Below are 12,895 nucleotides of genomic sequence, written 5' to 3'. Positions count from 1 at the left end.
GACACAAACACCTCATCCCCCTCCTGTTTCTCTTGCGTGACTGCCTTGCTGTTAATAGAACAAAACGATCAATAAGACAGGTGTCGATCGTTGCCATCGATCGTTTGTAGTGGTTAATGGTCTGCGAAAAGGCAGCTGAATCTCTTCATCATGCATAACGGAATTGCACACAACGGACTGATACTTCTCTGGCGGATGAGAGAGGGAAAGCATTTATGTCCGGGAAAAACCACTTTATCTGACCATGCTGTTTTGTACCTGCCGGTATCCACTTTTGTGGGTACCGGCTTTTTTATTCACCCTCTGTAAGGAAAAGCTGATGAAACGACATCTGAACACCAGCTACAGGCTGGTATGGAATCACATTACGGGCACCCTGGTGGTGGCTTCCGAACTGGCGCGCTCACGGGGAAAACGCACCGGTGTGGCGGTTGCGCTGTCTCTTGCTGCTGTCACATCAGTCCCGGCACTGGCTGCTGACACGGTTGTACAGGCGGGAGAAACCGTGAACGATGGAACACTGACAAATCATGACAACCAGATTGTCTTCGGTACGGCCAACGGAATGACCATCAGTACCGGGCTGGAGTATGGGCCGGATAACGAGGCCAATACCGGCGGACAATGGATACAAAATGGCGGTATCGCCAACAACACTACTGTCACCGGTGGTGGTCTTCAGAGAGTGAATGCCGGAGGAAGCGTTTCAGACACGGTTATCAGTGCCGGAGGCGGACAGAGCCTTCAGGGGCAGGCAGTGAACACCACTCTGAACGGCGGTGAGCAGTGGGTACATGAAGGCGGGATTGCAACGGGTACCGTCATTAATGAGAAGGGCTGGCAGGCCGTCAAATCCGGCGCAATGGCAACCGACACGGTTGTGAATACCGGCGCGGAAGGGGGACCGGATGCAGAAAATGGTGATACCGGGCAGACCGTCTACGGAGATGCCGTACGCACCACCATCAATAAAAATGGTCGTCAGATTGTGGCTGCTGAAGGAACGGCAAATACCACTGTGGTTTATGCCGGCGGCGACCAGACTGTACATGGTCACGCACTGGATACCACGCTGAATGGGGGGTACCAGTATGTGCACAACGGCGGTACGGCGTCTGGCACTGTTGTAAACAGTGACGGCTGGCAGATTATCAAGGAAGGTGGTCTGGCGGATTTCACCACCGTTAACCAGAAAGGCAAACTGCAGGTGAACGCCGGTGGTACAACCACGAATGTCACCCTGAAGCAGGGCGGCGCACTGGTCACCAGTACGGCGGCAACCGTCACCGGCAGCAACCGTCTGGGGAATTTCACGGTGGAAAACGGTAAGGCTGACGGTGTTGTTCTGGAGTCCGGCGGTCGCCTGGATGTACTGGAGGGCCATTCAGCGCAGAAAACACTGGTGGATGACGGCGGTACCCTGGCAGTGTCTGCCGGTGGTAAGGCGACAGGTGTCACCATGACATCCGGTGGTGCCCTGATTGCAGACAGTGGTGCCACTGTTGAGGGGACCAATGCCAGCGGTAAGTTCAGTATTGATGGCATATCCGGTCAGGCCAGCGGCCTGCTGCTGGAAAATGGCGGCAGCTTTACGGTTAATGCCGGGGGACAGGCTGGCAACACCACTGTCGGACATCGTGGAACACTGACGCTGGCTGCCGGGGGAAGTCTGAGTGGCAGAACACAGCTCAGTAAAGGCGCCAGCATGGTACTGAATGGTGATGTGGTCAGTACCGGCGATATTGTTAACGCAGGGGAGATTCGCTTTGATAATCAGACGACACAGGATGCCGTCCTGAGCCGTGCTGTTGCAAAAGGCGACGCCCCGGTAACGTTCCATAAACTGACCACCAGTAACCTCACCGGTCAGGGTGGCACCATCAATATGCGTGTTCGCCTTGATGGCAGCAATGCCTCTGACCAGCTGGTGATTAATGGTGGTCAGGCAACCGGCAAAACCTGGCTTGCGTTCACAAATGTCGGAAACAGTAACCTCGGGGTGGCAACCTCCGGACAGGGTATCCGGGTTGTGGATGCACAGAATGGTGCCACCACAGAAGAAGGTGCGTTTGCCCTGAGTCGCCCGCTTCAGGCCGGTGCCTTTAACTACACCCTGAACCGTGACAGCGATGAAGACTGGTACCTGCGCAGTGAAAATGCTTATCGTGCTGAAGTCCCCCTGTATGCCTCCATGCTGACACAGGCAATGGACTATGACCGGATTCTGGCAGGCTCCCGCAGCCATCAGACCGGTGTAAACGGTGAAAATAACAGCGTCCGTCTCAGCATTCAGGGCGGTCATCTCGGTCACGATAACAACGGCGGTATTGCCCGTGGAGCCACGCCGGAAAGCAGCGGCAGCTATGGCTTCGTCCGTCTGGAGGGTGACCTGCTGAGAACAGAGGTTGCCGGTATGTCTCTGACGACAGGGGTATATGGTGCTGCTGGCCATTCTTCCGTTGATGTTAAGGATGATGACGGTTCCCGCGCCGGCACGGTCCGGGATGATGCCGGCAGTCTGGGCGGATACCTGAATCTGGTACACACGTCCTCCGGCCTGTGGGCTGACATTATGGCACAGGGAACCCGCCACAGCATGAAAGCGTCATCGGACAATAACGACTTCCGCGCCCGGGGCTGGGGCTGGCTGGGCTCACTGGAAACCGGTCTGCCCTTCAGTATCACTGACAACCTGATGCTGGAACCACAACTGCAGTATACCTGGCAGGGACTCTCCCTGGATGACGGCCAGGATAACGCCGGTTATGTGAAGTTCGGGCATGGCAGTGCACAACATGTGCGTGCCGGTTTCCGTCTGGGCAGCCACAACGATATGAGCTTTGGTGAAGGCACCTCATCCCGTGACACCCTGCGCGACAGTACAAAACACCGTGTGCGTGAACTGCCGGTGAACTGGTGGGTACAGCCTTCTGTTATCCGCACCTTCAGCTCCCGGGGTGACATGAGCATGGGTACAGCTGAAGCCGGCAGTAACATGACGTTCTCACCGTCACAGAATGGCACGTCACTGGACCTGCAGGCCGGACTGGAAGCCCGTGTCCGGGAAAATATCACTCTGGGCGTTCAGGCCGGTTATGCCCACAGTGTCAGCGGCAACAGCGCTGAAGGCTATAACGGTCAGGCCACGCTGAATGTGACTTTCTGATAATCAGGTCACTCCCCTTCAGGCCCCGGTCATCATGACCGGGGCTTTTTACTTTCAGGGAGCAACAGATATGCCGGGTTGTACATCACGTTTATTGCCGAAGGCTCTTTTGCTGCCAAATGGCATCTGAATCGTTCACAATTTGGCCGGTTATTGCCCGATCCCGATGGGGTTATTGGGTGATCTCCTTCCATAAAAATACGCAGCTCGCCAGTGAAGGGCTTCTCAGACAATAAACGTCATTCATTTCGTCCATCAGGCCGCGTCTTCTCCGGGAGACGCGGCTTTTTCATTTACACCGCTAACTCATTCATAAGGAATAAATCATGCGATTAGCCAGTCGTTTTGGTTATGCGAACCAGATACGCCGTGACCGCCCCTTAACCCGTGAAGAACTGATGCAGGTCGTCCCCAGCGTATTCGGGGAAGAGAAACACACATCCAGAAGCGAGAACTATACCTGGATCCCCACCATCACCGTGCTGGAAAGCCTGCAGCGGGAAGGCTTCCAGCCATTCTTCGCCTGCCAGACCCGCGTGCGCGACCCGGGCCGCCGGGGATACACCAAACACATGCTGCGTCTGCGCCGTGACGGGGAGATAAACGGACAACATGTCCCTGAAATCATCCTGCTGAACTCCCATGACGGTACCTCCAGCTACCAGATGCTGCCGGGTTACTTCAGGTTCGTCTGCCAGAACGGATGCGTCTGTGGTCAGTCTCTGGGGGAAGTGCGTGTTCCACACCGGGGAGACGTAGTGGAGAAAGTTATCGAAGGGGCTTACGAGGTGGTGGGGGTTTTTGACCGGATTGAGGAGAAGCGTGATGCCATGCAGTCGCTGGTCCTGCCGCCACCGGCACGCCAGGCGCTGGCACAGGCGGCACTGACTTACCGTTATGGTGACGAACATCAGCCCGTCACCACTGCTGACATTCTGACACCGCGACGCCGGGAGGATTACGGTAAGGACCTGTGGAGTGCTTATCAGACCATCCAGGAGAATATGCTGAAAGGCGGGATTTCCGGTCGCAGTGCCAGAGGAAAACGTATCCATACCCGTGCCATTCACAGCATCGACACGGACATTAAGCTCAATCGCGCATTGTGGGTGATGGCAGAAACACTGCTGAAGAGTATGCGCTGATGCCTTTTCCCTGAAAGCGCAGTTCTGACTCATGTCCGTCCCTGCCCCGCGACTTCTTCCATTCATTTACTTTTTATAAGGAATAATCTCATGACAACCGTTTTGCATAATTCCACCACACCTTCTGTTTCCGTAACCGCTGTATCAGAGAATAACCCGCCTCAACTGGTTGCCACCCTCGTCCCTGATGAACAGCGCATCAGCTTCTGGCCGCAGCATTTTGGCCTCATTCCACAGTGGGTGACCCTGGAGCCCCGCGTCTTCGGCTGGATGGATCGTCTGTGCGAAGACTACTGTGGTGGTATCTGGAATCTGTACACCCTGAACAACGGCGGGGCATTTATGGCACCCGAACCGGATGACGATGATGACGAAACATGGGTACTGTTCAGTGCCATGAACGGTAACCGCGCTGAAATGAGCCCGGAAGCCGCCGGCATTGCTGCCTGTCTGATGACGTACAGCCATCATGCCTGTCGTACGGAGTGTTATGCCATGACGGTCCATTATTACCGGCTGCGGGATTACGCCCTGCAGCATCCGGAATGCAACGCCATTATGCGCATCATTGACTGAAAGGGGCCGGAACAATGCAACAGCTTTCCTTTCTGCCCGGAGAGATGACGCCCGGCGAGCGCAGCCTCATTCAGCGGGCCCTGAAAACCCTGGACCGCCATCTTCATGAACCCGGCGTGGCCTTCACCTCCACGCATGCGGCACGGGAGTGGCTGATTCTGAACATGGCGGGACTGGAGCGGGAAGAGTTCCGGGTGCTGTATCTGAACAACCAGAATCAGCTGATTGCCGGTGAAACCCTCTTCACCGGCACCATCAACCGCACGGAAGTCCATCCCCGGGAAGTGATTAAACGTGCCCTGTACCACAATGCCGCTGCCGTGGTGCTGGCACACAATCACCCGTCCGGTGAAGTCACACCCAGCAAGGCAGACCGCCTTATCACGGAACGTCTGGTACAGGCACTGGGCCTGGTGGATATCCGGGTACCGGACCATCTGATAGTCGGTGGCAGCCAGGTTTTCTCCTTTGCGGAACACGGTCTGCTTTAACCCGTCACCGTCACCACCACATCACACCTGTTTTCACTTTTATCTTCTGTCTTAAGAGGTATCACACCATGAAAATCATCACCCGTGGTGAAGCCATGCGTATTCACCAACAACATCCTGCATCCCGTCTTTTCCCGTTCTGTACCGGCAAATACCGCTGGCACGGCAGCACTGAAGCGTATACCGGTCGTGAAGTGCAGGATATTCCCGGTGTGCTGGCTGTGTTTGCAGAACGCCGTAAGGACAGTTTTGGTCCGTATGTCCGGCTGATGAGCGTCACCCTGAACTGAGTCCGGAAGGGCATTCAGAAGAGCAGAATTATCGCCACCACCGGACCATTCTTAACCAATTTTCTGTGAGGATTTTATTGTGTCAGACACATTCTCCGGGACAACGCATCCCGATGACAATCACGACCGCCCCTGGTGGGGGCTGCCCTGTACCGTGACGCCCTGTTTCGGGGCACGTCTGGTGCAGGAGGGTAACCGGTTGCATTACCTTACAGACCGCGCCGGTATCAGAGGCCGGTTCAGCGATGCGGATGCGAACCATCTGGACCAGGCCTTTCCGCTGCTGATGAAACAACTGGAACTCATGCTCACCAGCAGTGAACTGAATCCCCACCGTCAGAATACCGTCACGCTGTATGTTAAAGGGCTGACCTGCCATGCGGACACCCTCGGCAGCTGTGGTTACGTTTATCTGGCTGTTTATCCGACGCCCGAAATGAAAAATTAACTCTCCAGAATAGCCTTCTGCTACGGCCTGGTGCTTTCACCACGCCACTTTTCCATTTTTCATCTCTGCATATCAGGAAAATCTTCAGTATGAAAACATTACCTGTATTACCCGGGCAGGCGGCCAGTTCACGCCCGTCTCCGGTTGAAATCTGGCAGACACTGCTCACCCGACTGCTGGACCAGCACTACGGCCTTACGCTGAATGACACACCGTTCGCCGATGAACGTGTGATTGAGCAGCATATTGAAGCTGGCATTTCACTGTGTGATGCGGTGAACTTTCTCGTTGAAAAATACGCACTGGTACGTACCGACCAGCCGGGATTCAGCGCCTGTACCCGCTCTCAGTTAATAAACAGTATTGATATTCTCCGGGCTCGCCGGGCAACCGGCCTGATGACCCGCGACAATTACAGAACGGTAAATAACATTACCCTGGGTAAGCATCAGGAGTCGAAACGATGCAACTGACCCTGACACTGGAAGCCGACAGCGTTAACGTACAGGCACTGAATATGGGGCGAATTGTCGTTGACATTGATGGTGTTAATCTCGCTGAACTGATTAACATGATCTGCGATAACGGCTACTCCCTTCGTGTTGTTGATGAATCTGACCGGACCTCAGCAGACTGCACGCCACCATTTGCTGCCCTTACCGGCATACGCTGCAGTACCGCACATATCACGGAAACGGACAACACCTGGCTGTACTCGCTGTCGCATCAGACGAATGACACCGGCGAATCAGAATGGATTCATTTTACAGGCAGAGGGTATCTGTTACGTACCGATGCTTTGTCGTATCCGGTGCTACACCTTAAACGTCTGGGCCTGTCAAAAACCTTCCGCCGTCTGGTTGTCACTCTCATCCGGCGTTATGGCGTCAGTCTTATTCATCTGGATGCCAGCGCCGGGTGTCTGCCGGATTTACCCACTTTCGACTGGTAACCAGAAACAACATGAAATCATTAACCACGGAAACAGCGCTGGATATTCTGATTGCGTGGCTGCAGGACAATATCGACTGTGAATCCGGAATTATCTTTGACAACGATGAGGATAAAACGGATTCGACAGCCCTGTTGTCCTGTATTGAACAGGCCAGGGAGGATATCCGTACCCTGCGCCAACTGCAGCTTCAGCCCCCGAACCGGTGAGTTTCACTCATCATCTCACTCACCAGACTTCATTCCACTGACGCCAGCCTGAACAGGGCTGGCGTTTTCATTTATCTGCAAAAAGGAATATCGATTATGTCTGATATCACAGCCTCCCGTCCGGAAGTAGTCAACGGGCATACGGACGTTATCTGCTCAACCAGTATCCGCCACATTCTGGCTGTACGAAAAAGTACACTGCTGCAAATCAACACACTTATCCGGCAACTGGCTGAAATCTCAGCAATGACAGAAAGTATTGGCGGTAAAACCGCACTGGACTGGGCGATGAAACAGGATTTTCGCTGTGGCTGCTGGCTCATGGAGAAACCTGAAACGGCAATGAAAGCCATCACACACAATCTCGATCGTGAAATCTGGCGTGACTTGATGCAACGTTCCGGGATGCTTTCCTTAATGGATGCACAGGCCCGTGAGACATGGTACCGGTCACTGGAGTACGATAATTTTCCGGAAATCAGCGAAGCGAACATCCTGAGCACATTTGAACAACTGCACCAGAATAAGGATGAGGTGTTTGAGCGAGGGGTGATCAACGTCTTCAGAGGGCTGAACTGGAATTACAAAACCAATTGCCCCTGTAAATTTGGCAGTAAAATTATCGTCAACAATCTGGTGAGATGGGACCGGTGGGGATTTCATCTTATCACCGGACAACAGGCTGACCGACTCGCCGATCTGGAAAGAATGTTGCACCTGTTCAGCGGTAAACCAATCCCCGACAATCGGGAAAACATCACTATTCGTCTGGATGAGCACATTCAGTCTGTTCAGGGTAAAGAGAGCTATGAAGATGAGATGTTCAGCATCAGATACTTTAAGAAGGGCTCCGCGCATATCACATTCAGAAAACCAGAACTGGTTGATCGGCTAAATGACATCATTGCAAAGCGTTATCCGGGACAATTATCAGCCATCTGAGTCAGATGGAAAAAAGCTTACCTGACCCATTACCTGACCCAATTCAAAGGAAAAAGAAAAAGGGTTAGCTGGTTTATTAGCTAACCCTTTGTTGTGTATGGTGGCCCCTGTTGGGTTTGAACCAACGACCAAGCGATTATGAGTCGCCTGCTCTAACCACTGAGCTAAGGGGCCATGGTAGCGGATTATAAAGTAACTCCGTGTCGCAATCCAGCCATTACCGCGCGCCTGCTGTTTTTATAAACAATGTATTTTCAATCCGTTATACTTTTCCTGGTGATGTTAGAAAGGAGTAAATATGGTTGAGGATATTTTGGCTCCAGGGTTACGGGTCGTGTTTTGCGGTATCAACCCTGGGCTTTCATCCGCCGGGACTGGTTTTCCCTTTGCTCATCCGGCAAATCGCTTCTGGAAGGTGATATATCAGGCCGGGTTTACCGACCGTCAGTTGAAGCCGCAGGAGGCACAGCATCTGCTGGATTATCGTTGTGGCGTCACCAAACTGGTAGACCGTCCAACGGTGCAAGCCAATGAAATTTCAAAGCAAGAGTTACACGCAGGTGGGCGCAAGCTGATTGAAAAAATTGAAGATTATCAGCCGCAAGCGTTGGCGATTCTGGGCAAACAAGCATATGAACAGGGATTCAGCCAGCGCGGTGCACAGTGGGGGAAACAAACGCTCAGCATTGGTTCGACGCAGATTTGGGTGCTGCCAAATCCCAGCGGTTTAAGTCGCGTTTCACTGGAGAAACTGGTCGAAGCGTATCGCGAGCTGGACCAGGCGCTGGTGGTGCGTGGGCGATAAAAAACGCCACCGAAAAGGTGGCGTTTGTGCAAAGGGACAGGTGCCGGGTGCGGCGTAACGCCTGATCCAGCCTACCGATTAATCGTCCAGGAAGCTACGCAGCACTTCAGAACGGCTCGGGTGACGCAGTTTGCGCAGCGCCTTCGCTTCGATCTGACGGATACGTTCACGGGTAACGTCGAACTGTTTACCCACTTCTTCCAGCGTGTGATCGGTGTTCATATCGATACCGAAACGCATACGCAGAACTTTCGCTTCACGCGCGGTCAGGCCAGCCAGCACGTCGTGTGTTGCCGCACGCAGGCTTTCGGTGGTCGCAGAATCCAGCGGCAGCTCGAGGGTGGTATCCTCGATGAAATCCCCCAGATGCGAATCTTCATCATCACCGATCGGCGTTTCCATGGAGATTGGCTCTTTGGCGATCTTCAGCACTTTGCGGATCTTGTCTTCCGGCATCAGCATACGTTCAGCCAGTTCTTCCGGCGTCGGTTCACGGCCCATCTCTTGCAGCATCTGGCGAGAAATACGGTTGAGTTTGTTGATAGTCTCAATCATATGCACCGGAATACGGATGGTGCGCGCCTGATCCGCGATAGAACGGGTGATCGCCTGACGGATCCACCAGGTTGCGTAGGTGGAGAACTTGTAACCACGGCGGTATTCGAATTTATCAACCGCTTTCATCAGACCGATGTTGCCTTCCTGAATCAGGTCAAGGAACTGCAAGCCACGGTTGGTGTATTTCTTGGCGATAGAAATAACCAGACGTAAGTTCGCTTCAACCATCTCTTTCTTCGCACGGCGGGCTTTCGCTTCACCGATGGACATACGACGGTTGATATCTTTAACCTGCTCGATGGTCAGGCCGGTTTCTTCTTCAATCTGCTGCAGTTTCTGCAGGGCGCGATGCACTTCTTCAGAGACATCGTGCAGTTTTTCCGACCACGGCTTGTTCATCGCAATTGCCGCGTTGAACCAGGTATCGCTGGTTTCGTTGCCGGTAAACAGGGTAATGAAGTTTTTCTTCGGCATTTTGCACTGCTCAACGCAGAGCTTCATGATCAGACGTTCTTGCGTACGAACGCGGTCCATCATGACGCGCATACTGTTGACCAGGTAGTCAAACTGCTTCGGCACCAGGCGGAACTGTTTGAATACTTCAGACAGTTTCAGGATCTCTTCCTGAGCGGCAGCGTGACTGCGACCTTTCGCTTTGATGGTGTCACGCGTTACAACATACTGAGCGCGCAGTTCCGCAAATTTTTCGCGAGCCAGTTCCGGGTCGATGCTGTTGTCATCATCGGCGCTGTCGTCATCGCCATCTTCTTCGTCTTCATCTTCGTCATCGTCCAGATCTTCCTGGGAAAGCTCAGAACCGACGTGAGTGGCGGTAGGTGCCAGATCTTCTTCTGCGTTCGGATCAACAAAGCCGGTGATCAGATCGGACAGACGCGCTTCTTCTGCTTCAACACGATCGTACTGTTCCAGCAGATAGGTGATCGCTTCCGGATATTCAGCAACGGAGCATTGAACCTGGTTGATCCCGTCTTCAATACGCTTAGCGATGTCAATTTCGCCTTCGCGGGTCAACAGTTCAACGGTGCCCATTTCACGCATGTACATGCGTACCGGGTCAGTCGTGCGCCCGATTTCAGATTCCACGCTGGAAAGCACCTGCGCGGCGGCTTCGGCAGCATCTTCGTCCGCGGTGTTTTCAGCCAGCATCAGATCATCGGCATCCGGTGCTTCTTCCATCACCTGAATGCCCATGTCGTTGATCATTTGGATGATGTCTTCGATCTGATCTGAATCGACGATATCTTCCGGCAGATGGTCATTGACCTCGGCATAGGTCAGATAGCCTTGCTCCTTACCACGGGTGACAAGAAGTTTCAGCTGTGACTGCGGGTTTTGCTCCATAAGACGGTATCCACACTTATTTCATGAGGTTGGTGTTGGGCGATTGACCCGATGTCCTTCAGCCGTTAACGCTGAAATCCAACGGTTGTTTACCGCCAACGATAATTACGAGGGCGTACTTATATATTTGCCGCTGCCTCTCAGTGCGGCTGTCGGGGGCTTCCCGATCGCTCTTCGGCACTTAAGCCGTTAAATCACTTTTTCGCCAGCTCCTGGTTTAATGTCCAGAGCTCCAGGCGTTCTTCGTTGCTTAAACCATGCGTGCGCTCACGAGCGATTAACTCTTCCTGGCGCAGTTCAAGCAGCGAATCAAACATATGGTTGAGTGAGTCGGTGAAGGTTTGCTCAGCAATATTCTTATCTGCTATATCGTCCCACATCGACAGTTTTTCAAGGGTGGCAGCATTATTTGTACCACGATAGTGCTCTAAAAGTTGCCCGGTGGTCAGACCTGGCTGGGAGAGACAAGTGTTGACCAGTTCTCTGAATAAGCCAAGTCCAGGGAGCTTATTTTCATCCAGATTCTCAAGCGGCGGGACCAGCGTCGCTAATTCTGGATTTTGCACCAGCAACCCTATAAGTATACGCATGGTCGTGCGTTTTAGCTGCGGAACAGGGCGAGAAACGCCGCTCTCTGCCGCTTTTGGCATTAATCGTTCAAGCTGGCTGTCATCAAGTATGCCTAATTTGTTGCCTAATTCCTGACGAAGATATATTCGCAGCGTTTCGCCCGGCACTTGCGATATCAATGGCAGTGCCAGCGTACTCAAACGTGCGCGCCCGTCAGGGGTACTCAGATCAACTTGCGGCATCAGGCTGTTAAACAGAAATGCGGAAAGCGGCATCGCCTGCTCCATCCGCGCTTCAAACGCTTCTTTACCTTCTTTTCGTACCAGCGTGTCAGGGTCTTCGCCATCAGGCAAAAACATAAAGCGTAGCTGACGGCCGTCTGTCATGTAAGGCAGCGCCGTTTCCAGCGCTCGCCATGCGGCATCACGGCCTGCACGGTCGCCGTCATAACAGCAAATGACATTGTTGGTCGCGCGGAACAACAGTTGTATGTGATCGGCGGTGGTTGACGTACCTAACGACGCAACGGCGTAATTAATGCCGTATTGCGCCAGCGCCACCACGTCCATATAGCCTTCGACCACAAGCAGACGATTGGGTTCAGCGTTATCCTGCTGCGCTTCATAAAGACCGTAAAGCTGGCGGCCTTTATGGAAAATGTCTGTTTCCGGCGAGTTCAGGTATTTGGGGGTATCGTTGCCCAGCACACGCCCGCCAAAACCAATCACCCGACCGCGTTTATCGCGAATGGGGAACATCACCCGCTCGCGGAAACGATCGTAACTGCGCCCCTGATCGTTAGTGACCAACATGCCCGCATCAATCAATGACTGGCGATTTTCTGGATTGCCGCCAAACCGCTTCAGGACGTTGTCCCAGCCGGGGGGCGCAAAACCAATCGCAAAGCGGGCGATAACCTCGTGGCTTAATCCGCGTTTTTCCAGATACTGGCGCGCAGACGTGGCAACAGGTTGCTGTAAAGATTGTTGGTAAAACGTATTCAGACCGTCCATCAACTGATAAAGCGTTTGCCGCTGATGGCGCTCGATCTGGCTGGGGCCGCTGCCTGCTTCAAATGGCACTTCAAGATTGTGCATTGCCGCCAGCTCTTCGACCGTTTCGACGAACTCAAGCTTGTCGTAGTTCATCAGGAAGTCGATCGCGTTGCCGTGCGCGCCACATCCAAAGCAGTGGTAAAACTGTTTCTCACCGTTAACGGTGAAGGACGGGGTTTTCTCGTTGTGGAATGGACAACACGCGTGGAAATTCTTGCCCTGCTTTTTCAGCTTCACACGGGCATCGATCAGATCGACGATGTCAGTGCGTGCCAGCAGATCATTAATGAATACGCGTGGGATTCGTCCAGCCATAGGCCCCGATT

The 12,895-nt window shown here is 53.4% G+C and carries 13 protein-coding genes and 1 tRNA gene; 11 read left to right on the top strand and 3 right to left on the bottom strand.

The window, feature by feature from the left end:
- Positions 1 to 319: 319 nt before the first annotated feature.
- From HUZ68_RS19405 to HUZ68_RS19360, 10 genes are all read left to right on the top strand, one after another.
- Complete coding sequence (locus HUZ68_RS19405) at positions 320 to 3,166, top strand: Ag43/Cah family autotransporter adhesin (RefSeq protein WP_095762254.1); 2,847 nt, start codon at positions 320 to 322, stop codon at positions 3,164 to 3,166.
- Between the two features lie 326 nt (positions 3,167 to 3,492).
- Positions 3,493 to 4,311: a DUF932 domain-containing protein gene (locus tag HUZ68_RS19400; protein WP_001234702.1), complete on the top strand. Its 819-nt coding sequence runs from the start codon at positions 3,493 to 3,495 to the stop codon at positions 4,309 to 4,311.
- A gap of 90 nt (positions 4,312 to 4,401) precedes the next feature.
- Positions 4,402 to 4,887 (top strand): antirestriction protein, encoded by a 486-nt coding sequence (locus tag HUZ68_RS19395; protein ID WP_000214317.1) that lies wholly within the window; start codon positions 4,402 to 4,404, stop codon positions 4,885 to 4,887.
- A gap of 14 nt (positions 4,888 to 4,901) precedes the next feature.
- Positions 4,902 to 5,378: a JAB domain-containing protein gene (locus tag HUZ68_RS19390; protein WP_001186747.1), complete on the top strand. Its 477-nt coding sequence runs from the start codon at positions 4,902 to 4,904 to the stop codon at positions 5,376 to 5,378.
- 68 nt (positions 5,379 to 5,446) lie between these two features.
- Complete coding sequence (locus tag HUZ68_RS19385; protein ID WP_000692312.1) at positions 5,447 to 5,668, top strand: DUF987 domain-containing protein; 222 nt, start codon at positions 5,447 to 5,449, stop codon at positions 5,666 to 5,668.
- 79 nt (positions 5,669 to 5,747) lie between these two features.
- Positions 5,748 to 6,116 (top strand): type IV toxin-antitoxin system YeeU family antitoxin, encoded by a 369-nt coding sequence (locus tag HUZ68_RS19380; protein WP_053271974.1) that lies wholly within the window; start codon positions 5,748 to 5,750, stop codon positions 6,114 to 6,116.
- Positions 6,117 to 6,205: 89 nt separating this feature from the next.
- Complete coding sequence (gene cbtA, locus HUZ68_RS19375) at positions 6,206 to 6,589, top strand: type IV toxin-antitoxin system cytoskeleton-binding toxin CbtA (protein ID WP_000854822.1); 384 nt, start codon at positions 6,206 to 6,208, stop codon at positions 6,587 to 6,589.
- Positions 6,580 to 7,068 carry a DUF5983 family protein gene (locus HUZ68_RS19370; RefSeq protein WP_001177592.1) on the top strand — a complete coding sequence of 163 codons (489 nt, stop codon included), beginning with the start codon at positions 6,580 to 6,582 and terminating at the stop codon, positions 7,066 to 7,068. Before cbtA ends, HUZ68_RS19370 begins: the two co-directional genes overlap by 10 nt.
- Positions 7,069 to 7,079: 11 nt before the next feature.
- Positions 7,080 to 7,277 (top strand): DUF957 domain-containing protein, encoded by a 198-nt coding sequence (locus tag HUZ68_RS19365; protein ID WP_000839263.1) that lies wholly within the window; start codon positions 7,080 to 7,082, stop codon positions 7,275 to 7,277.
- 96 nt (positions 7,278 to 7,373) lie between these two features.
- Complete coding sequence (locus HUZ68_RS19360) at positions 7,374 to 8,219, top strand: DUF4942 domain-containing protein (RefSeq protein ID WP_001280435.1); 846 nt, start codon at positions 7,374 to 7,376, stop codon at positions 8,217 to 8,219.
- A 98-nt stretch (positions 8,220 to 8,317) separates the two neighbouring features.
- Here the strand turns inward: HUZ68_RS19360 and HUZ68_RS19355 are convergent.
- Positions 8,318 to 8,393: transfer RNA gene (locus tag HUZ68_RS19355), tRNA-Ile, on the bottom strand.
- A 124-nt stretch (positions 8,394 to 8,517) separates the two neighbouring features.
- On the opposite strand from HUZ68_RS19355, the gene mug reads away from it, so the two are divergent.
- Positions 8,518 to 9,024 carry a G/U mismatch-specific DNA glycosylase gene (mug, locus tag HUZ68_RS19350; RefSeq protein WP_000228930.1) on the top strand — a complete coding sequence of 169 codons (507 nt, stop codon included), beginning with the start codon at positions 8,518 to 8,520 and terminating at the stop codon, positions 9,022 to 9,024.
- Between the two features lie 78 nt (positions 9,025 to 9,102).
- Here the strand turns inward: mug and rpoD are convergent, their stop codons facing one another.
- Together rpoD and dnaG are read right to left on the bottom strand one after the other, a co-directional pair.
- Positions 9,103 to 10,944: an RNA polymerase sigma factor RpoD gene (rpoD, locus tag HUZ68_RS19345; RefSeq protein WP_000437371.1), complete on the bottom strand. Its 1,842-nt coding sequence runs from the start codon at positions 10,942 to 10,944 to the stop codon at positions 9,103 to 9,105.
- Positions 10,945 to 11,138: 194 nt separating this feature from the next.
- Entirely contained in the window at positions 11,139 to 12,884 is a 1,746-nt protein-coding gene (gene dnaG / locus HUZ68_RS19340; RefSeq protein ID WP_000918827.1) for a DNA primase, read from the bottom strand.
- Positions 12,885 to 12,895: the final 11 nt, after the last annotated feature.

The organism is Shigella dysenteriae, assembly GCF_022354085.1.
GTDB classification, from domain to species: domain Bacteria; phylum Pseudomonadota; class Gammaproteobacteria; order Enterobacterales; family Enterobacteriaceae; genus Escherichia; species Escherichia coli.
The sequence above is the reverse complement of the archived record's forward strand: the minus strand, read 5'-3'. Positions and strand labels throughout refer to the sequence as shown.

Bases quoted from the DNA above. Each gene is read 5' to 3' on its own strand.
- dnaG (WP_000918827.1), bottom strand. From the start codon at position 12,884: ATGGCTGGACGAATCCCACGCGTATTCATTAATGATCTGCTGGCACGC.
- HUZ68_RS19370 (WP_001177592.1), top strand. From the start codon at position 6,580: ATGCAACTGACCCTGACACTGGAAGCCGACAGCGTTAACGTACAGGCA.
- HUZ68_RS19395 (WP_000214317.1), top strand. From the start codon at position 4,402: ATGACAACCGTTTTGCATAATTCCACCACACCTTCTGTTTCCGTAACC.
- HUZ68_RS19400 (WP_001234702.1), top strand. From the start codon at position 3,493: ATGCGATTAGCCAGTCGTTTTGGTTATGCGAACCAGATACGCCGTGAC.
- HUZ68_RS19365 (WP_000839263.1), top strand. From the start codon at position 7,080: ATGAAATCATTAACCACGGAAACAGCGCTGGATATTCTGATTGCGTGG.
- HUZ68_RS19405 (WP_095762254.1), top strand. From the start codon at position 320: ATGAAACGACATCTGAACACCAGCTACAGGCTGGTATGGAATCACATT.
- cbtA (WP_000854822.1), top strand. From the start codon at position 6,206: ATGAAAACATTACCTGTATTACCCGGGCAGGCGGCCAGTTCACGCCCG.
- mug (WP_000228930.1), top strand. From the start codon at position 8,518: ATGGTTGAGGATATTTTGGCTCCAGGGTTACGGGTCGTGTTTTGCGGT.
- rpoD (WP_000437371.1), bottom strand. From the start codon at position 10,944: ATGGAGCAAAACCCGCAGTCACAGCTGAAACTTCTTGTCACCCGTGGT.
- HUZ68_RS19360 (WP_001280435.1), top strand. From the start codon at position 7,374: ATGTCTGATATCACAGCCTCCCGTCCGGAAGTAGTCAACGGGCATACG.
- HUZ68_RS19390 (WP_001186747.1), top strand. From the start codon at position 4,902: ATGCAACAGCTTTCCTTTCTGCCCGGAGAGATGACGCCCGGCGAGCGC.
- HUZ68_RS19385 (WP_000692312.1), top strand. From the start codon at position 5,447: ATGAAAATCATCACCCGTGGTGAAGCCATGCGTATTCACCAACAACAT.